The organism is Maritimibacter sp. UBA3975 (assembly GCF_002384975.1).
In the GTDB taxonomy this organism is placed as follows: Bacteria; Pseudomonadota; Alphaproteobacteria; order Rhodobacterales; family Rhodobacteraceae; genus Maritimibacter.
In genome coordinates, this window is sequence record NZ_DGCP01000009.1 from 13,802 (window position 1) to 32,754 (window position 18,953).

Annotated in this window: 18 protein-coding genes; 9 read left to right on the forward strand and 9 right to left on the reverse strand. The window is 62.3% G+C overall.

Annotation, left to right across the window (positions count from 1 at the left end; translation table 11 throughout):
* The first annotated feature begins 90 nt into the window (after nt 1-90).
* From B2585_RS04985 to B2585_RS05015, 7 genes are all read left to right on the forward strand, one after another.
* A complete protein-coding gene (locus B2585_RS04985) occupies nt 91-1,263 on the forward strand; it encodes an RsmB/NOP family class I SAM-dependent RNA methyltransferase (protein ID WP_292020655.1) in 1,173 nt (390 codons plus the stop codon).
* A gap of 110 nt (nt 1,264-1,373) precedes the next feature.
* On the forward strand, nt 1,374-3,797 hold the full coding sequence (locus B2585_RS04990) for a hybrid sensor histidine kinase/response regulator (RefSeq protein ID WP_292020657.1): 2,424 nt from the start codon (nt 1,374-1,376) through the stop codon (nt 3,795-3,797).
* 197 nt (nt 3,798-3,994) lie between these two features.
* Nucleotides 3,995-5,071 carry a recombinase RecA gene (recA, locus tag B2585_RS04995; protein ID WP_292020659.1) on the forward strand — a complete coding sequence of 359 codons (1,077 nt, stop codon included), beginning with the start codon at nt 3,995-3,997 and terminating at the stop codon, nt 5,069-5,071.
* A 180-nt stretch (nt 5,072-5,251) separates the two neighbouring features.
* On the forward strand, nt 5,252-7,900 hold the full coding sequence (gene alaS / locus B2585_RS05000; protein ID WP_292020661.1) for an alanine--tRNA ligase: 2,649 nt from the start codon (nt 5,252-5,254) through the stop codon (nt 7,898-7,900).
* A 1-nt stretch (nt 7,901) separates the two neighbouring features.
* Nucleotides 7,902-8,189 carry a DUF1330 domain-containing protein gene (locus B2585_RS05005; RefSeq protein ID WP_292020663.1) on the forward strand — a complete coding sequence of 96 codons (288 nt, stop codon included), beginning with the start codon at nt 7,902-7,904 and terminating at the stop codon, nt 8,187-8,189.
* A 332-nt stretch (nt 8,190-8,521) separates the two neighbouring features.
* Nucleotides 8,522-8,797, forward strand: a complete 276-nt coding sequence (locus B2585_RS05010; RefSeq protein WP_292020665.1) for a hypothetical protein — start codon at nt 8,522-8,524, stop codon at nt 8,795-8,797.
* Between the two features lie 170 nt (nt 8,798-8,967).
* On the forward strand, nt 8,968-9,261 hold the full coding sequence (locus tag B2585_RS05015) for a hypothetical protein (RefSeq protein ID WP_292020667.1): 294 nt from the start codon (nt 8,968-8,970) through the stop codon (nt 9,259-9,261).
* A gap of 95 nt (nt 9,262-9,356) precedes the next feature.
* Here the strand turns inward: B2585_RS05015 and typA are convergent, their stop codons facing one another.
* From typA to B2585_RS05050, 7 genes are all read right to left on the reverse strand, one after another.
* Nucleotides 9,357-11,174, reverse strand: a complete 1,818-nt coding sequence (gene typA / locus B2585_RS05020) for a translational GTPase TypA (protein ID WP_292020669.1) — start codon at nt 11,172-11,174, stop codon at nt 9,357-9,359.
* 69 nt (nt 11,175-11,243) lie between these two features.
* Complete coding sequence (locus B2585_RS05025) at nt 11,244-12,206, reverse strand: alpha/beta fold hydrolase (protein WP_292020672.1); 963 nt, start codon at nt 12,204-12,206, stop codon at nt 11,244-11,246.
* 59 nt (nt 12,207-12,265) lie between these two features.
* Entirely contained in the window at nt 12,266-12,883 is a 618-nt protein-coding gene (locus B2585_RS05030) for a YitT family protein (protein ID WP_292020673.1), read from the reverse strand.
* Nucleotides 12,884-13,216, reverse strand: a complete 333-nt coding sequence (locus B2585_RS05035; RefSeq protein ID WP_414674046.1) for a DMT family transporter — start codon at nt 13,214-13,216, stop codon at nt 12,884-12,886.
* On the reverse strand, nt 13,213-13,533 hold the full coding sequence (gene cutA, locus B2585_RS05040) for a divalent-cation tolerance protein CutA (RefSeq protein WP_292020677.1): 321 nt from the start codon (nt 13,531-13,533) through the stop codon (nt 13,213-13,215). The genes B2585_RS05035 and cutA overlap by 4 nt, the downstream gene beginning before the upstream one ends.
* A 182-nt stretch (nt 13,534-13,715) precedes the next feature.
* Nucleotides 13,716-14,927 (reverse strand): NADP-dependent isocitrate dehydrogenase, encoded by a 1,212-nt coding sequence (locus B2585_RS05045; protein WP_292020678.1) that lies wholly within the window; start codon nt 14,925-14,927, stop codon nt 13,716-13,718.
* Between the two features lie 113 nt (nt 14,928-15,040).
* Complete coding sequence (locus B2585_RS05050) at nt 15,041-15,829, reverse strand: enoyl-CoA hydratase (protein ID WP_292020680.1); 789 nt, start codon at nt 15,827-15,829, stop codon at nt 15,041-15,043.
* A gap of 55 nt (nt 15,830-15,884) precedes the next feature.
* Between B2585_RS05050 and B2585_RS05055 the strand changes: the two genes are divergently transcribed.
* Nucleotides 15,885-16,307, forward strand: a complete 423-nt coding sequence (locus tag B2585_RS05055) for a PaaI family thioesterase (RefSeq protein ID WP_292020682.1) — start codon at nt 15,885-15,887, stop codon at nt 16,305-16,307.
* Between the two features lie 79 nt (nt 16,308-16,386).
* Nucleotides 16,387-17,364, forward strand: coding sequence for an SLAC1 anion channel family protein (locus tag B2585_RS05060; protein ID WP_292020683.1), 978 nt, complete (start codon nt 16,387-16,389; stop codon nt 17,362-17,364).
* 27 nt (nt 17,365-17,391) lie between these two features.
* Here B2585_RS05060 and speE read toward each other — a convergent pair whose 3' ends face one another.
* Nucleotides 17,392-18,237: a polyamine aminopropyltransferase gene (gene speE, locus B2585_RS05065; protein WP_292020685.1), complete on the reverse strand. Its 846-nt coding sequence runs from the start codon at nt 18,235-18,237 to the stop codon at nt 17,392-17,394.
* Nucleotides 18,234-18,767, reverse strand: a complete 534-nt coding sequence (gene speD / locus B2585_RS05070) for an adenosylmethionine decarboxylase (RefSeq protein ID WP_292020687.1) — start codon at nt 18,765-18,767, stop codon at nt 18,234-18,236. Before speD ends, speE begins: the two co-directional genes overlap by 4 nt.
* Nucleotides 18,768-18,953: the final 186 nt, after the last annotated feature.

Consider the following 18,953-nt stretch of genomic DNA (forward strand, 5'->3'; position numbering starts at 1 on the left):
CGACGTGCAGATCACGCGGGAAAGCCCGAACTACAGAATAGGCTGACAGATGAGGGGCTTGGGGCGCGTTCTTCGGGTTTTGGGTGAGCCATGACTCCCGCCGCCCGTCACGCTGCCGCCATCGAGATTCTCGACGACTGGCTTGCCGGTGGTGCGCTGGAGCAGGTCTTGACCCGCTGGGCCCGGGGCAATCGGTTCGCCGGGTCCAAGGACCGCGCTGCTATTCGCGACATCGTCTATGACGCGGTCCGCTGCCGCCGGTCATTCGCAGCGCTCGGCGGTTCTGAAACAGGACGCGGTCTGGTGATCGGCGGCCTTCGGGCCGGTGGTCTCGACCCGGCGACCCTATTCACGGGCGAAGGCTATGCACCCTTGCCGCTCACCGAAGAAGAAATGCAACCCCCGGACGTCGCGACCCTGCCGGAAGCCGTCCGCATGGACCTCCCCGACTGGTTGATGGAGCCACTGCGGGCAAGCCTCGGTGATGATCTCGCTCCGGTCGCCGAGACGCTGCGTCACCGCGCGCCCGTGCATCTGCGGGTGAATATTGCCCGGATCGGACGCGCGGCTGCCATCGAGATGTTGGCGGGGGATGGGGTGAGAGCAGAACCCAATGCGCTGTCCGAAACTGCGCTCACCGTAACAGAGGGCGCGCGGCGTGTGCATTTGGGGCGGGCCTACCGGGATGGGTTGGTCGAGTTGCAAGACGCGGCAAGCCAAGCGGTCGTGGACATGCTTGGCGTGTATCCTGGCTGCACTGTTCTGGATTACTGCGCCGGGGGCGGCGGCAAGGCGCTCGCGCTTGCTGCGCGGGGTGCCCACGTGACGGCTCATGACATCGACCCGCGGCGCATGTCCGATCTGCCAGGACGCGCCGACCGCGCCGGTGTGAACATCGAAATCGCGCCGCCCGATGCAGTGAATGGTCTCTTCGACCTCGTTCTGGCCGATGCGCCCTGTTCCGGGTCCGGGAGTTGGCGGCGAGCGCCTCAGGGCAAATGGAGCCTCTCCGAGGCTTCGCTCGGTTCCTTGCAGTCCACGCAGGCCGACATACTCGACCGGATCGCCGGATTTGTCAGCTCCGCTGGTCGGATTGCCTATGCGACCTGTTCGCTGCTGGACGCCGAGAATGACGAACAAATTGCAGCGTTCCTTGCCCGCAACGGTGACTGGCATGTCGAAGCCCGGCGCCGGTTCACGCCGCTCGACGGCGGCGACGGTTTTTTTATTGCAACGCTCGCCCGCGCGCACAACTTGCGGTAGTATCCAAGTGGGTCATGCCACTGGAAAGCGGGCATAGCCCGCCTTAAACTGGTGTTAACGTTGACCGCGTTTGACTGTGATCTGACGAATCATCGTAGGTGGAGAGCCCCTTGGCCAAGGACGTTCTATCTCCCGGCCCCATCACCCGGGCGGCGCTCGACCTCGTGCCGCGCCTTTGGATATTGCTCATTCTTGGACTCACCGCATTTGCGGTGGCGTGGGTCGTGACCGTGCCGCTGGCGTCGCTCGGGCTGATGCTGCTGGGCACGACGTTCATTGCCCTGGCCCTGATCGCGCTAGGCCTGACATGGCGTCACGACGCGCGGCAAGACAATCTCAGAGTGATGGCGCAGGCACTGGTCGCGGATGATACCGCGCCAACCGTCATGACCGATCCGGACGGGGAAATCCGGTTCTCGAACGCCGCCGCGCAGGAAGCGTTTCAGATGGATGGGGCGCGCACACTGGCGCCGTTACTCGGGGAGTTGTGCCTTGAGCCCGCTTCGCTGCTCTATCGCCTTCAAAACCGGGCCCTTGCCCTCGGTGCGGCGCGGGAGACGGTGGCGATCCGTGGAGGGCAGCTTCAGGTGTCGGTTCACCGTGTGGGCTCCGAGGCTTACCTGTGGCGTCTGGAAGAGATCGGGGCGTCCCGCGCGCCGGGTCATTCCGGTGACGGGATCGGCCTGCCGATGCTGACCGCTTCCCGGTCCGGCACGATTCTTTACATGAATGAAGCGCTGAGGCGGCTCCTCGGCGGGCGGGAGTCCACGTTGGACCGAGTGTTCACAGATCTGCCCCTGCGACCGGGCGAGGTTCACGTTATCCACGGCGCACAGGGGACGCGTCCAGTGCTCGTGGCGGAGGTGGAAATGTCGGCGGGACGGCGCGAAATCTACCTGCTGCCCGAACCGAAGGCCCCTGTGATCGATCAGGGCAACTGGGCGATCGTGGAAAGCCTGCCGGTGCCGCTTCTGAAACTGGCGCGCAGCGGAAAGGTGACACTCGCGAACGCGCGGGCGCGCAAACTCCTCGGGGCCGAGGACTTACCGGGGCGCGCAATGTCTGACCTGGTCGAAGGGTTGGGGAGGCCGGTCGATGATTGGCTGACGGAGGCCTGGATGGGACGCAACCTGGGCCGGACGGAGACTCTGCGCGCGGCCTTGCGCGATGATGAGACATTCCTGCAAATCTCGCTGGAACGCACCCGCGACGATGACGGCGACGCACTTATCGTCGTCATGAGCGACGCGACCGAACTCAAGTCACTCGAGGGTCAGTTTGTCCAGAGCCAAAAAATGCAGGCGATCGGCCAACTCGCCGGCGGTGTCGCGCATGACTTCAACAACTTGCTGACCGCGATTTCGGGGCACTGTGACCTGCTTCTTTTGCGCCATGACGAGGCTGACGACGACTTCGCGGATCTCACCCAGATCTCGCAAAACTCGAACCGGGCGGCGGCACTGGTTGGCCAGTTGCTCGCTTTTTCCCGCAAGCAGACCTTGCGACCGAATGTGATCGATCTGGCCGACAGCATGTCGGATCTCACGCATCTTTTGGGCCGGCTTGTCGGCGAGAAGGTCAAGCTCGACTATGTCCATGACCATGAGATCCGCCCGGTGCGCGCTGACAAACGCCAGTTGGAACAGGTCGTGATGAACCTCGTCGTGAACGCCCGTGATGCGATGCCCAAGGGCGGCACCGTCCGGCTCGAAGTGCGAAACGTGTTTCTCGACCGGCCTTTGGAGCGCGACCGGGTAAGGGTACCACGCGGCGACTATGTGACCATTCGGGTCGTCGATTCCGGCCACGGCATCCCGCCTGAGAAGGTCTCGAAGATTTTCGAGCCGTTCTACACCACGAAAGGCGCAGGCAAGGGGACGGGCCTCGGGCTGTCCATGGCCTATGGCATCGTCAAACAGTCGGGCGGGTTCATCTTTGTGGATTCGGTCGAGAACGCCGGGACGACCTTCACGCTGTACTTCCCGGTCTATGAAATTCCGCCTGATCACCTTCTCGCGCCGATGATGGCTGCCGAAGAAGCGCTGAAACAAGCCGAGGCGCGGGCCACGGCCGCAATCGCAGACAAGCGCGAGGAAATCGAAGCGTCGCTCGAGAAGGCCCGTGGAAGCGAGATGCCGAAGCCGACTCACGATCCCAATTTGCAGTCAGGGGGCGGCACCGTGCTCCTAGTCGAGGACGAAGCGCCCGTGCGCGCGTTCGCAGCCCGCGCCCTCAGCCTGCGTGGCTACACTGTCGTAGAGGCCGACAGCGCCGAGGCGGCCCTCGCGCTGTTGGAAGATCCCAAGCTGAAGGTCGACGTCGTGGTGACGGATGTCGTGATGCCCGGCATGGATGGCCCGACGTGGGTCGCAAAGGCGCTCGAAGATCGGCCTGGCGTCAAGGTTGTCTTCGTGTCCGGCTATGCCGAGGAATCGGTTTCCGAGCATCAGAAGCGGATTCCCAATTCCGTGTTCCTGCCCAAGCCTTTCTCGCTCTCGGAGCTTACGGCGACCGTCGCCGCGCAGATACACTGAACCCAACCCCCTGATTTCACGCCGCTTCCCGGAAAATTTCGTTCATCAAAGGTTTGTTAACCATCACACATGCAGGATCGGTGCGTAGAATTTTCTTGAAGTGTTCACTTTTGTTCTTCATGTAGAGAGCGAGAACAAGAGGCGAACAAGAGCAACAATTGCTGCCCGGCTCCGGGTGTGGAATAAGGATGGAAAACATGGCAACCGCAAACCTCCTGGACCTTGATATGAAACGCGACAGCGAGAAGCAGAAGGCGCTCGATTCCGCCTTGGCACAGATCGAACGTCAATTCGGCAAAGGCTCCATCATGAAGCTCGGCGCCGACAACCCGGTGGCCGAGATCGCATCGACGTCGACCGGGTCACTCGGCCTCGATATCGCTTTGGGAATCGGCGGGCTGCCGAAAGGCCGCATCGTGGAAATCTATGGCCCGGAAAGCTCGGGCAAGACGACCCTGACCCTGCATTGTGTGGCCGAAGAGCAAAAAAAGGGGGGCGTCTGCGCCTTCGTCGACGCCGAACATGCGCTCGATCCGCAATATGCCAAGCGCCTTGGCGTGGACCTTGACGAGCTGCTGATCTCTCAGCCCGACACGGGTGAACAGGCGCTCGAAATCGTCGACACGCTGGTGCGGTCCGGGGCCGTGAACATGGTCGTGGTCGACTCGGTCGCCGCGCTGACCCCCAAATCCGAACTTGAAGGTGAAATGGGTGACTCGAGCGTTGGCGTTCAGGCCCGCCTGATGAGCCAGGCTATGCGCAAGCTCACCGGCTCCATAAGCCGGTCGAACTGCATGGTCATCTTCATCAACCAGATCCGGATGAAGATCGGCGTCATGTTCGGGTCGCCCGAAACGACTACGGGCGGTAACGCACTTAAGTTCTATTCCTCCGTCCGCCTCGATATTCGGCGCATCGGCGCGATCAAGGATCGTGACGAGGTGGTCGGCAACGCCACCCGCGTGAAGGTCGTCAAGAACAAGGTCGCCCCACCGTTCAAGCAGGTGGAATTCGACATCATGTACGGTGAAGGCATCTCCAAGACCGGCGAGTTGCTGGACCTCGGGGTCAAGGCCGGCGTGGTCGAGAAATCAGGTGCGTGGTTCAGCTATGGTGATGAGCGGATCGGGCAAGGGCGCGAGAACGCCAAGAATTACCTCAAGGAGAACAGCAAGACCGCCTTCGAAATCGAGGACAAGATCCGAGCGGCCCACGGGCTCGATTTCGACATGGGGCCGGGTGATCACGACGACGCCGACGTCGTCGAAGAATAGCTCGGTCAGAAAAGGCCAGCTCCGGCAAAGGCCCGCGTCGCACATTCGTAGCGGAAAGTATCCTAAAGAGGGCGGGCTTGGGCCCGTCCTTTTTCGTCGTGGTGGACAGTGCCGCGACACGCGGATAAACGGGACCGGATGGGCCCGCGCCCCTGAAAATACAGCCGATCACGGAATATCATGGCCAGCCTGAACGACATCCGCTCAACCTTCCTAAGTTATTTCGAGAAGAACGGTCACGAAGTGGTGGACAGCTCCCCGCTCGTGCCGCGAAACGACCCGACGCTCATGTTCACGAACTCGGGCATGGTCCAGTTCAAGAACCTGTTCACCGGGGTCGAACACCGTGACTATCAGCGCGCCACGACGTCGCAGAAATGCGTACGCGCAGGTGGAAAGCACAACGACCTCGACAACGTGGGCTACACCGCGCGCCACCACACGTTTTTTGAGATGCTCGGCAACTTTTCCTTCGGGGACTATTTCAAACCGGAGGCGATCCCCTTCGCCTGGGAGCTGATCACCAAGGAATTCGGCATCCCGAAGGACAAGCTCTATACGACCGTCTATCACACCGATGACGAGGCGTTCGAGATCTGGAGGAAGGTGGGCGTTCCGGAGGAGCGGATTATCCGCATCGCCACATCGGACAACTTTTGGCAGATGGGGCCGACCGGACCCTGTGGTCCTTGCACCGAGATTTTCTATGACCACGGCGACCACATCTGGGGTGGACCGCCGGGCAGCCCTGAGGAGGATGGCGACCGGTTTATCGAGATCTGGAACATCGTTTTCATGCAGAACGAGCAGTTCGAGGACGGCTCGATGCGTGAGCTCGACATGCAGTCGATCGACACGGGTATGGGGCTTGAGAGGATCGGCGCGCTGCTTCAGGGCAGTCACGACAACTACGATACGGATCTGTTCAAGGCACTGATCGAGGCATCCGCTCACGCGACGGGTGTCGACCCCTACGGTGACCAGAATGTGCATCACCGGGTGATTGCGGATCACCTGCGCTCAACATCTTTCCTTATGGCCGACGGCGTCATGCCGTCGAACGAGGGGCGCGGCTATGTCCTGCGGCGGATCATGCGCAGGGCAATGCGTCACGCGCATCTGTTGGGGGCGAAGGACCCGGTCATGCATCGGCTGGTCCCGGAACTCGTGCGCCAGATGGGGCAGGCCTATCCGGAACTCGGTCAGGCACAGGCGATGATCGAGGAAACGCTGCTGACCGAAGAGACCCGGTTCCAGGCGACGCTCGACCGGGGTCTCAAACTGCTCGACGATGAACTCGCGAAGCTGCCCGAAGGCGCGGCGCTCCCGGGTGAGGCGGCGTTCAAACTATATGACACCTACGGATTCCCCCTGGACCTTACGCAGGACGCGCTGCGAGAGAAGTCCCGGTTGGTCGATACCGAAGGCTTCGACGCGGCGATGGCCGAACAGAAAGCCAAGGCGCGCGCGGCCTGGTCCGGGTCGGGCGAAGCGGCGGATGCGACCGTGTGGTTCGATATCGCCGAGGACAAGGGCACGACCGAATTCCTGGGGTATGACACAGAGCAGGCCGAGGGTCAGATAATGGCGCTGGTCGCCGAAGGGTCCCAGGTTGATGCCGCTGATCGCGGGGCAGTCCAGATCGTCGTGAACCAGACGCCGTTTTATGCCGAGGCCGGGGGGCAGGTTGGCGACACCGGCATCATCCAGACTGAAACCGGCCGCGCCCGCGTGACCGATACGAAGAAAGTGGCCGGCGTCTTTATCCATTTCGCTGAGATGGAGGAAGGCACGCTTGAACGCGGGCAGGGGGCCGAGTTGATCGTCGATCATGTGCGCCGCTCTGCGATCCGCGCGAACCATTCGGCGACCCACCTGTTGCACGAAGCGCTGCGCGAGGCCCTGGGGGACCATGTGGCACAGCGTGGCTCGCTCAACGCGCCTGACCGGCTACGCTTCGATTTCAGCCACAACAAGGGCCTGAGCCGCGAGGAAATCGCGACCGTCGAGCGCGACGTCAATAACTATGTCCGCCAGAACACGGCGGTCGAGACCCGGATCATGGCCCCGGACGATGCGCGTACACTCGGCGCTCAGGCGCTCTTTGGCGAGAAATATGGTGACGAGGTGCGCGTCGTTTCGATGGGCCGCGCACCGACCGGCAAGGGTATCGACAAGGAAACCTACTCGATCGAGCTTTGCGGCGGCACCCATGTGAAGCGGACCGGCGACATCGGGGCGTTCGTCCTCACGTCCGAGTCCGCCTCGGCTGCCGGTGTGCGCCGGATCGAAGCGCTGACAGGCGATGCGGCGATGGCCGAACTACGCCGGCGCGAGGCGCTGATGACCGAAGTCGAAGGGCTTCTCAAGGTGACGGAGCAGGACGTGCTCGCGCGCCTGAAGTCACTGCTGGACGAACGTCGCACGCTGGCGGGGCAGGTCGATCAGCTTCGCCGCGAGCTTGCCATGTCGGGTGGTGGTGCAGCGTCACCTGAAGCCGAGGATGTGGGCGGCGTGGCCTTCTTCGCGCAGGCGCTTTCGGGCGTGTCCGGGCGGGACCTGCCGCCACTCATCGACGAACATAAGGCGCGGCTCGGCTCCGGCGCCGTTCTGTTGATCGCGGACGTTGACGGAAAGGCGGCCGTGGCTGCGGGCGTGACCGACGACCTTACGGAAACCGTTTCGGCGGTTGACCTCGTGCGTGCCGCTGTGGCCGAACTGGGCGGCAAGGGCGGCGGTGGCCGCCCGGACATGGCCCAGGGCGGAGGCAAGGATGCGGCCAACGCAGATGCCGCCATCGCCGCGGCCAAAGCCGTCATAGGAGGATAGGATGCCCGCACTCTGGATCGCCCATGTCACCGTTACCGACGACGAGGCATACGGTAAATATGCCGAGCTTGCCGGTCCGGCGATCGCCAAGCACGGCGGCGCTTTCATCGCGCGCGGAGGCCGCTATGTGCAGCTTGAGGGTAAGGAACGCCCTCGGAACGTGGTTGCCAGGTTCCCCAGCGTGGAGGCCGCGGAGGCCTGTTATCACTCTGACGACTATCAGGCGGCGTTGAACCACGCGCGTGGCGCGTCGGAACGGGAATTGCTGATCGTCGAGACGACCGAATAGGGCGGCGGGAAACCGCCTCACGCTGCTATGGGGGGCTTTTTGAGCCGGATTTGGCCGATGCAGTGATTCGGCAAAAATGTGGCATTGTTTCCGTTGTGGAAACCCCCCCAAAAAATCGCATCTGGTTGTTTCTAAACACGAAACATAGCACCATTCGAACCCGCAGGCCGATTGTGCCGGATTCGGCGCCGATCCTTCAAAAACAAGTGGATTTTCCATAAACCTGCGGATTTTCGGGGGTTTATGCCTGCTAGGTGGCGAATTCCTGTCGCCTCAATAAGTCAAACTTAGTTAAGGTCTGTTTACCAACTATCCATTTGGGAGATCGATCTATGAAAAAACTGATTGCTGGCGCCATCCTCGCTGCTTCGGCCTTCGCTGCCCCGGCTTTTGCCTGGGAAGGTCAAGTGGTGGCCTGCTACGACAAAGTGTGGGTTCCGGCCTCGTACAGCTACAACAAGAAGCTGATCATGGCCGCGCATACGGAGTGGGAGCACAAGAAAGGCCAGATGGTCAAAGTGCACTATCCGGCCGTCTACAAAGAGATCAAGACCATGACGGCGCCTGGTCACTATGTGGCCAAGAAAACCGCCTGCAAGAAGTGGTAATTACCACTGCTACTGCCATGGCAAGTCATGGGGCGTGGGGGGAGATCCCCGCGCCCATTTTCGTTTTCGGGACGCGCTTCGGGTTCCATTGGTGAAAATCCATTGCTCAGGCATAATTGTGCCGCATTTATCGACAATCCTCCCGGTCAGAACCAATTGAGGATCAAGCAATGCGCAGGGCGTTTCTGACCATCTGCCTCATCGTGCTGGCCGGAACGGCCGCAGCTGAGGAGCGCTATATCAACATCGGTAATGACAGGGTCCGGCTTCTTGCCTGTTTCAACGAGGTAATCGTGCCGGCGAAGTATTCGACCCGTAAGATCCTGATGGAGCCGGCGCGGCAGGCCTATGTCAAACGCACGACGGGCCGCGTGGAACTGGTCGAATACCCGGCCGTCTACCGCGAGGAAAAGAGACTCGTCGAAGCCTCCTACAAACTGATGAAACCTGTTCCCTGCAATTGAGAACCGGTCAGTCGTGACTAGGCCGGGCGGGGAACCGCACCGGCCATTTGTCGTGTTCGACGTCTAGTTCACGCAGGCGAGCCGCCGGGGTCAGATCAAGCGCTCTTGGCGGCCCGTTTGCGCTCATGCGGGTCGAGGTGGCGTTTGCGCAGCCGGATGGCGTTGGGCGTGACTTCGACAAGTTCGTCGTCATTGATGTAGGCGATCGCCTGCTCCAAGGACAGCCGGCTGACCGGAGTGAGGCGTACGGCGTCGTCGGTACCCGAAGCGCGCACGTTGGTGAGCTTTTTGCCCTTGAGCGGGTTCACCTCCAGATCGTTCTCGCGCGCATGCTCGCCGATGACCATGCCTTCGTAGACCTTCTCCTGCGGTTCGACGAACATCTTGCCGCGCTCTTCGAGGTTCCACAGGGCATAGGCCACGGCCTCACCGTTTTCCATCGAGATGAGGACGCCCGCGCGACGGCCCGGGATCGCGCCCTTGTGCGGTGTCCAGCCATGGAACACGCGGTTCAGCACACCAGTGCCGCGCGTGTCGGTCAGGAATTCTCCGTGGTAGCCGATAAGACCGCGTGACGGCACATGGGCTACGATGCGGGTCTTGCCGGCACCTGCCGGTTTCATCTCGGCAAGGTCGCCCTTGCGCGTGCCGGTGATCTTTTCGATCACGGCGCCGGAGTATTCGTCGTCCACGTCGATGGTCACTTCCTCGACGGGTTCCATGCGCACGCCGTCCTCTTCGCGCATGATGACCTGCGGGCGCGAAATGGACAGTTCGAACCCCTCGCGGCGCATGTTCTCGATCAAGACGCCCATCTGAAGTTCGCCGCGGCCCGACACTTCGAAGGCCTCACCGCCGGGCGTGTCAGCGATCTTGATCGCCACGTTGGACTCGGCCTCTTTCATGAGGCGGTCACGGATGACGCGCGACTGCACCTTCTTGCCGTCCCGGCCTGCGAGGGGGCTGTCGTTGATACCAAATGTGACGGTGATGGTCGGCGGGTCGATGGGCTGGGATTCCAGCGGTTCATCCACGGCAAGCGCACAGATCGTATCCGACACCGTGGCCTTGCCCATACCGGCGAGCGAGACGATGTCGCCCGCGACGGCTTCTTCAATCTCGGTCTGGCCGAGCCCGCGGAAGGCGAGGATCTTGGACACCCGGAATTGCTCGATCTTCTGGCCGATGCGGCTGATCGCCTGAACGGTCGCGCCGGCTTTGAGTTTGCCGGCCTCAACGCGGCCCGTCAGGATCCGGCCGAGAAACGGGTCGGCGCCCAGCGTTGTCGCCAGCATTTTGAAGTCTTCGTCTTGGTGGGCAAGCTGCTTGGGCTTGGGCACATGGTTCACGATCAGGGCGAACAGCGCCTGAAGATCCTTGCGCGGCCCGTCGAGCTCGGCATCGGCCCAACCTGCGCGGCCCGAGGCATACATGTGCGGAAAGTCGAGCTGGTCGTCATCGGCACCGAGGTTCGCGAACAGGTCGAACACCTCGTCAAGCGCGCGGTCGGGTTCCGCGTCCGGCTTGTCGACCTTGTTCAGCACGACGATCGGGCGCAGGCCCAGTGCGAGCGCCTTGGAGGTCACGAACTTGGTCTGCGGCATCGGGCCTTCGGCGGCATCGACCAGCAGAACCACGCCATCGACCATCGACAGGATGCGCTCGACCTCGCCACCGAAATCGGCGTGGCCCGGCGTGTCGACGATATTGATCCGCGTGCCCTTCCACTCGACCGAGGTGGCTTTCGCGAGGATGGTGATCCCGCGCTCACGCTCCAGGTCGTTGGAGTCCATCATCCGTTCGGACGTGGCCTGGTTCTCGCGAAACGCGCCCGACTGCTTCAGTAGCTCGTCGACCAGCGTCGTCTTGCCGTGGTCGACGTGGGCGATGATTGCGATATTGCGAATTTCCATTCCGGGCGTCCTTCGTCCTGCTCGCGGCTCGCTTACAGGTGGGACGGCGGAATGGCTAGGGGGAAACGGTCAAAGGGTGGAGAGCCAGTCGATCAAGTGGCGATTGACCGCCTCGGGGGCCTCCTGCTGGGTCCAATGACCGACACCGGGCAATTTATGAACGCCGCGCAGATCGCCCAGCGTCCGGTTGAGAAGCTCGGCGGGATCGCCTCGGAACATGGTCAGGACCGGGTCGCGGTCGCCATAGATGAACAGGCTCGGCTGGCGGATGACCGGATCGGACGGGTGCGCCTTGAGGAACGCGTGGTCCTGACGGGATGTGCGGTAGCGGTTGAGAGGGCCGCGAAACCCGGAGGTGCGAAAGCCCTCGGCATAGGCGTCGAGATCGCTCTGCGTGAGCCACGCAAGCGGCAGGTCGGGGCGCGGCAGGCCCGTGAGCACCGGCTCGCCGTGCGCCTTGTCCGTGGGCCAGCCGTTCGGCGGGCAATCCCCGGACCACGCGTAGTAGAACTTGGCGAGGCTGTCTTCGACATCGGCCTCGAGTTCCGCTTCGGCGACCCCCACGTCTTGAAAATAGACCTGGTAGAAAAACCGACCTTTGTCGGTGAAGAGCTTGTGGTAAAGGTCGATCGTCGGCACATCGCCGGGCGGCGCGTAAGGCACCGATAGTCCCGCGACCGCGCGAAAACGGTCTGGAAACAACCGTGCCGTGTTCCACGCAAGCGGCGCGCCCCAGTCATGACCGATGATAATCGCGGGCTCGTCCGAGAGCGTTTCGGCCAGTCCCGCGAAATCGCGCGTCATGACCTCCATCGTGTAGGCCTCGACCTCGCGCGGCGCGTCGGAGTTGCCATAGCCGCGCACATCGGGGATGCAGACGCGGTAGCCCGCCTCGACCAGGGGTTTCATCTGGTGACGCCAGCTGTGCGCAGTTTCAGGAAAGCCATGAACAAGGATGACGAGCGGTCCTTCGCCCTCTGTCCAGGTGCGGAGTTTGATCCCGTTCGTCTCGATATAGGTTGTGTCGGTCATGGCGTCCTCCCGCCGCCATTGGGCGCGGGTACGGGGAGGCTGTCAAAACCTCCGCTACGTCAGGAGCGCGCGATGTAGCGGTCGCGACGGTGGTTGAGGGCGATGATCACGTTCAGGAAGGCTGCACCGAGGAGTGACCAGAGGACGACCGTCGGCTCGAAAAGGAAGAAGGCAACGACAAAGATACCGGCATCGAAGATAAGCTGCGTAAGGCCGGCGCGGAAATCGAACCGGTCCTGAAGGTAGAGCGCCAGCATTCCAACCCCGCCCAGAGATGCGCCGTGGCGGAAGAAGGACAGAAGCCCGAGGCCCGCACAGACCGATCCGATGATCGCGCCGTAGACCGGGTGGGGCAGGTCGAGCGTGATCCTGTCCGCGAAGAGTTCGGTGCAGCTCGACATCATCATCACGGCAATGAAGCTCTTGATCGTGAACATCCAGCCCATGCGCAGCGCCGCGAATACATAGAATGGCAGGTTCAACAGGAAGAAGACCACGCCAAAGGACCAGCCGCCGATATAAGAGAGGATCAGCGCCGCCCCGGCGATCTGGCCCGTGAAGAGCCCGGCTGTCTGAAGAAACTGGATGCCGAGGGCGACGAGTACGGCGGCGATCACGAAGGCCACCGCGTCTTCGGCGAGGCTGTGGCGGTCGGGCGGTGCGGACAGAAGGAGCATCTAGTGCGGCGCCGTGTTGGAAAACAGGTGAATGACGAGGATGCCACCGAGGATCATCCCCATGCCGGCGATGGCGGCGAAGTCGAGCTTTTGCGAAAACACGACGAAGCCGATGATCGCTATGAAGATAATCCCCAGCCCGGACCAGATTGCATAGGCGATCCCAACTGGCAGGAATTTCAGCGCCCAACCGAGGAGCGCAAAGGAGATGCCATACGCGATCACGACGATGATCGTGGGACCGAGCCGGGTGAATTGCTGGCTGGCTTGTAGCGCAGTGGTACCGATAGTTTCGGCCATCACTGCGAAGAATAAGATGAGGTAGGGCATCAGGTGTCCACCATTTCGCCGATCCAGGAAAGGTAGTCAGGTGCGCCCCAGGCGATGGGGAGCGCAGTGATCTGTGGAACGTCGTAAGGATGGCTTTCGCGTATCTTTCCGGCGAGCTTCGGCAACGCTGCGAACAGCGTCTTGGCGGTGAGGAGCCATTCGGTTTCGTCCTCGACCTTGCCCTCCCAGGTGTAGACCGAGGTGATCCGGCTGACCTGCCCACAGGCCGCCAGTCGGGCCTCGACCAGCATCGCGGCCGCGGCGTGCGCGCTTGCTTCGTCGGGGTAGGTTATTTGGGCTTCAACGGCGTCAGTGTTCATCGGATTCCCTTCCGCTCTCAGGCTAGGCGCGCGGTCGGGGGATGGAAAGGGCGCTCAGGCAGGACTTAGAGCTCTGCTGCGCTTCAGGTGTCACAGGTGTTAAGCGCGCGGGGGCGCGTCGCTGTATCCCTGCTTCAGGACAAGGTAGGTGAAGGACGAGGACTCCGTCTCGGCGAAACGACTTAGCCGAGCGCCTTTTGCAGGTTCTCATCCACTGCGTCGAGAAACCCCGTCGTCGTCAGCCACCCCTGATCGGGTCCGACGAGGAGAGCGAGGTCCTTGGTCATCTGACCGCCTTCAACGGTGTCGATCACGACCTTCTCCAAGGTCTCCGCGAAGCCTTGTAGCTTGTCATTCCCATCCAGCTTTGCGCGATGCCGGAGCGCCCCGGTCCAGGCATAGATCGAAGCGATAGAGTTGGTCGACGTCGCCTCGCCCTTCTGGTGCTGTCGGTAATGACGCGTGACGGTGCCGTGTGCGGCCTCGGCCTCGACGATCTTGCCGTCCGGGGTCATGAGTTGGCTCGTCATCAGGCCCAGCGAGCCGTAGCCCTGCGCAACGGTATCGGACTGAACGTCGCCATCGTAGTTCTTGCAGGCCCAGACGTAACCGCCAGACCACTTGAGCGACGAGGCGACCATGTCGTCAATCAGTCGGTGTTCGTACCACAGGCCCAGCTCGTCGAACCGGTCCTTGAATTCTTCTTCGAAGACCTGCTGAAACAGGTCCTTGAAGCGGCCGTCATAGGCCTTGATGATCGTGTTCTTGGTCGACAGGTACACGGGCCATTTCAGGTTCAGACCGTAGTTGAAGCTCGCCCGCGCGAAGTCGATGATACTCTCATCGAGGTTGTACATCGCCATCGTGACCCCGGCGCCGGGCGCGTCGAAGACTTCTCGCTCGATGACCGTGCCATCCTCGCCTTCGAACTTCAGCGTGATCTTGCCCTTTCCGGGGAAGGTGAAGTCTGTCGCCTTATATTGATCGCCAAAGGCGTGGCGCCCGACGACGACGGGCTTGGTCCAGCCGGGCACGAGGCGCGGGACATTCTTGCAGATGATCGGCTGGCGGAAGACGACGCCGCCAAGGATGTTGCGGATCGTGCCATTGGGCGACTTCCACATTTTCTTGAGCCCGAATTCCTCGACCCGTGCTTCGTCCGGCGTGATCGTGGCGCATTTCACGCCGACGCCCACCTCTTTGATCTTCATCGCCGCATCCACGGTGATCTGGTCGTCTGTCTCGTCACGCTTCTGGATCGACAGGTCGTAGTAGAGCAGGTCCACGTCAAGATAGGGCTCGATCAGCTGCGTCTTGATGAGGTCCCAGATGATGCGGGTCATCTCGTCGCCGTCGATATCGACGATGGGGTTGTCGACCTTGATCTTGTCCATGCCACGCTCCTTGGGCTGAGTGTCGAGGGGACCCTAGCGGGTTTGCAGGTGCAGCAAAAGGCGCGGGGAAACCCGCGTGCGCTACGCCGAAGAGAAGCCGTAGGGATGCCGGGTTAGCGAGGCCAATCAGGTTTGCGTTTCTCGATGAAGGCCTGAATGCCCTCGGCAGTGTCCCGGTTCATCATATTGTGGACCATGACGTCGCCGGTGAAGGCATATGCCGCGTCGAGGGGCATCTGGATCTGTTCGTAGAAGGCCTGTTTGCCGATCCGGACTGCCGACGCGAGCTTGGCGGCCACGGTTTCTGCAAGTTGCGTCGTCTCGGCATCAAGGTCTTCCGGCGCGACCACGCGGTTGACGAGGCCCACCTCGCGGGCGCGGGTCGCGTCGATGAATTCGCCGGTGGTGAGCATTTCGAACGCCTGCTTGCGCGGGACATTGCGCGAAAGCGCCACCATCGGTGTCGAGCAGAACAGGCCGATATTGACGCCGTTCACGCCAAATCGCGTGCCCTCGGCAGCCACGGCCATGTCGCAGGAGGCGACGAGTTGGCAGCCAGCCGCCGTCGCGATGCCGTGCGCCTGCGCGATGACAGGTTGCGGCAGGGTCGGAATCAGCTGCATGACCTCGCCGCAACGCGTGAAGAGGTCCGCGAAATAGGCGGCCCCGCCGTCTTCTGCTTGCCGCCCGGCTTGCATTTCCTTGAGATCGTGGCCCGCGCAGAACGCCTTGCCTGCTCCCTTGAGCACCACCGCCTTGATCGAGGTGTCTTCCCGCAGCGTGGTCAGTTCCGCTTTGAGCGCCGCAAGCATGGCGTCCGACAGGGCATTCAGCTTGCCCGGATCATTCATCGTGAGTGTCGCGACTGACGCGACGTCCTCCCGGATCAGGATGTCGTCCATCTTGTCCTCCCTTTGTCCTTGCCCAACGATAGGCCGCAGTTGAGGGAGGATAAAGATGCAGACGAAAATGTCGCTCGACGAATTGAACCAGTTCCTCGTCGAGCATTTCCCGCAGGTGGCGGGGGACTTCGAGGTCCTGGATGTGGCACCGATGCAGATCACCACGCGCGCGCTGGTGGATGACAAGCACTTGCGGCCTGGAAACACCGTCTCGGGGCCTACGATGTTCGCTCTGGCAGATGTCTCCGTCTACCTGGGTATCCTCGCGATGGTCGGGCCCAGGGCGTTGGCGGTTACCACCAACTGCGCGATCGACTTCATGCGAAAGCCGGTGGCGAATGCGAATCTGCGTGCCGAGACGCGAATCCTGAAGCTGGGAAAGGTTCTCGCCGTGGGCGACACTCTGATCTATTCCGAAGGGATGGATTCGCCGGTGGCGCGGGCAGGCCTGACCTACTCGCTTCCACCCGGAGAGTGACGCGGCCGTTGACCTGTATCAAAGTCGCGGCCGGGCACACATGCAATAGCCGCGATATGATCGGATCGGAGGAGTGAGCATGACCGACGCGACCGAAACCCTGGGCACCCACAGCCGACTGGAGCATTTCCCGGTAACGTTCTTCGCCATCGTCATGGGGCTGCTTGGCGTCACGCTGGCCTTCCATGCCGCGACACCCGTGCTGGGATGGACGGCGGGCGTTTCGCTTGTTGCGCTCTGGGGCGCGATCGGGGCGTTCGTCATGATCTCCGCCATCTACCTTGCAAAAGTGTTGCGCTACCCGGGTGCCGTGGCGGGGGAATGGAACCACCCGGTGAAGCTCGCCTTTTTCCCGACGATGACGATCTCGCTCCTGCTTCTCGCCACCGCACTGCGCGAAGGTGCGCCGAGCATTGCCGAGCCGCTTTGGATGATCGGTGCGGTCGGGCAGGGGATTCTGACCATCGCTGTCGTCACGGGCTGGATCAGCCATCGGTCTTTCGAAGTCGGACACCTCACGCCTGCCTGGTTCATCCCGGCCGTGGGGAATGTGATCGTGCCGGTGGCGGGCGCGCGCATGGGCTATATCGAGATCAGCTGGCTGTTCTTCTCTGTTGGGATGATGTTCTGGGGCGTGCTCCTCACGCTCGTCATGAACCGGCTGGTGTTTCACGATCCGATCCCGGCGCGGCTGTTTCCCACGATGGTGATCCTGATCGCGCCGCCATCGGTCGCCTTCGTGGCGTATGTCACCATGTCGGGCGTAGTGGACGGGTTCGCGCGGAGCCTGATCTACGTCGCCTACCTCTTCGCAGCGCTGGTGGTGGCACAGGTGCCGCGCCTCGCACGGCTGCCGTTCGCGCTGAGCTGGTGGGCGCTTTCCTTTCCACTGGCGGCGTTGACGATCGCCTCGCTCCTGTTCGCACGGCTGGAGGAGACCGCCGCGCACCAGGCGATCGGGCTGGGAGTGCTGGTGATCCTGTCGCTCGTGGTTGTCGGGCTGATCTACCGGACCACGCTTGCCATCCTGCGCGGTGAGATATGCAATCCGGAATAGGGGAGCGGGCCGCAGGCGCGGACGCGCTCAGGGAATGAGTTTCGCGACGTAGCCGGGCAGAGCGAAGGCCGCCGCATGGACTTCGGGCGTGTAGTAGTCGGTGTCGACCCCCGACGCTTCGTACCGGCCGCGCAGAACGTCGACGGGAGTGTCGCGCCCCGGCCCATCCGTCCCCCAGCCGAAGGCCATCGGACCGCCGGCATAGGTCGGGATCGTCGCGAGGTAGCAGGTCGCATCCACGAAGAGCGCCCGAAACGCGCGCATCGTGTTGGTCAGCTCATCGCCCTGCATGAAGGGCACGCCGTTTTGCGTGACGAGTATACCGTCGGGTGACAGCGCGCGCTTGGCCTGACCGTAGAACGTGTTGGTGAACAGCACCTCGCCCGGGCCAATCGGGTCGGTGCTGTCGACGATGACGACGTCGTAGCCACCTGCCGTGGTCCGGATGAACTCGGCCCCGTCCGCGATGACGAGGTCAAGCCGCGGATCGTCGAACGCACCGGCGGAAATGGCGGGCAGGTATGCATTCGAGAATTCGACCACGCCCGCGTCGATCTCGACCATCGTGACATGATCGACCGTGTCATGCTTGAGCACTTCGCGTGCCATGCCACCGTCGCCACCCCCGATGATGAGAACCCGTTTCGCCGCACCGTGGGCGATGATCGGCACATGTGACATCATCTCATGATAGATGAAGTTGTCGCCCTCGGTGACCTGCACGACATCGTCAAGCGTGAGGACACGCCCGAAGGTCGTATTCTCGAACACGCGCAAACGCTGATGATCGGTTTCGCTGTCATAAAGCAGCTTGTCGACCCGAAGCGCCTGCGCGTAATCCGCATGCAGTTTCTCGGTGGACCAGCCGGTCATTCCGCCGCCACCGCCGAGGCTTCGGTCACGAGGCCTTCACCGCGCAGCAGCTCCTTCATTCTCACGTCATCCGTGTCGAAGGCGCGCTTGAGCACGTCGACCGCCAGCCACGGCTGCGCGTTGCCGCACATGAACACGTCGAAGGCGCCGTAGCCGATCTCCGGCCAAGTGTGGACCGAGATATGGCTTTCGGCGAGTACGGCCACGCCCGACACACCCTGCGGCGAGAATTTGTGCGTGTGGATGTGCAGCAGCGTCGCCCCGCAGGTATCCACGATCTCGCGAAATGCGGTTTGAATCCGGGTCTCGTCGTCGAGCCCGAAACCGTCCACGACCTCAAGTATGAGGTGCGTACCGGCATAGACCTTTCCGTCGCGGCGGATGAAGTGATCCTCGCGGTCCTCGTCGAACACGTCACGGGGCAGGGTGTTTTCGTTCGCGGCAGGGCAATAGCCCACCGATTTGGTGTCTTCCTCTTGGGCGCCTGTCTCCAGACCGATCCCCAGTTGGAAGAGGTTGGCGTCTTTCATGGCGCTCCCCTTCGTTCCAGCAGATTTAGAGCAGCTTGCGCCACCCGCGGTTCCAGTCGGTCCCTTAGCGCCCCCCCGAAGACATCGAAGTTGGGATCGGTTCCGATCGTGCGGCGCATTTATGGGGGACGGGGGATTCGGTCAAGCCCCGTCTGAGGGTTCAAGAAAACGTGTGCGGCAACGACC

What these genes read in the sequence shown, in the direction of transcription:
- B2585_RS04985 (WP_292020655.1), top strand. Translation starts at nt 91, where the DNA reads ATGACTCCCGCCGCCCGTCACGCTGCCGCCATCGAGATTCTCGACGAC.
- recA (WP_292020659.1), top strand. Translation starts at nt 3,995, where the DNA reads ATGGCAACCGCAAACCTCCTGGACCTTGATATGAAACGCGACAGCGAG.
- alaS (WP_292020661.1), top strand. Translation starts at nt 5,252, where the DNA reads ATGGCCAGCCTGAACGACATCCGCTCAACCTTCCTAAGTTATTTCGAG.
- B2585_RS05005 (WP_292020663.1), top strand. Translation starts at nt 7,902, where the DNA reads ATGCCCGCACTCTGGATCGCCCATGTCACCGTTACCGACGACGAGGCA.
- B2585_RS05010 (WP_292020665.1), top strand. Translation starts at nt 8,522, where the DNA reads ATGAAAAAACTGATTGCTGGCGCCATCCTCGCTGCTTCGGCCTTCGCT.
- B2585_RS05015 (WP_292020667.1), top strand. Translation starts at nt 8,968, where the DNA reads ATGCGCAGGGCGTTTCTGACCATCTGCCTCATCGTGCTGGCCGGAACG.
- typA (WP_292020669.1), bottom strand. Translation starts at nt 11,174, where the DNA reads ATGGAAATTCGCAATATCGCAATCATCGCCCACGTCGACCACGGCAAG.
- B2585_RS05025 (WP_292020672.1), bottom strand. Translation starts at nt 12,206, where the DNA reads ATGACCGACACAACCTATATCGAGACGAACGGGATCAAACTCCGCACC.
- B2585_RS05030 (WP_292020673.1), bottom strand. Translation starts at nt 12,883, where the DNA reads ATGCTCCTTCTGTCCGCACCGCCCGACCGCCACAGCCTCGCCGAAGAC.
- cutA (WP_292020677.1), bottom strand. Translation starts at nt 13,533, where the DNA reads ATGAACACTGACGCCGTTGAAGCCCAAATAACCTACCCCGACGAAGCA.
- B2585_RS05045 (WP_292020678.1), bottom strand. Translation starts at nt 14,927, where the DNA reads ATGGACAAGATCAAGGTCGACAACCCCATCGTCGATATCGACGGCGAC.
- B2585_RS05050 (WP_292020680.1), bottom strand. Translation starts at nt 15,829, where the DNA reads ATGGACGACATCCTGATCCGGGAGGACGTCGCGTCAGTCGCGACACTC.
- B2585_RS05055 (WP_292020682.1), top strand. Translation starts at nt 15,885, where the DNA reads ATGCAGACGAAAATGTCGCTCGACGAATTGAACCAGTTCCTCGTCGAG.
- B2585_RS05060 (WP_292020683.1), top strand. Translation starts at nt 16,387, where the DNA reads ATGACCGACGCGACCGAAACCCTGGGCACCCACAGCCGACTGGAGCAT.
- speE (WP_292020685.1), bottom strand. Translation starts at nt 18,237, where the DNA reads ATGACCGGCTGGTCCACCGAGAAACTGCATGCGGATTACGCGCAGGCG.
- speD (WP_292020687.1), bottom strand. Translation starts at nt 18,767, where the DNA reads ATGAAAGACGCCAACCTCTTCCAACTGGGGATCGGTCTGGAGACAGGC.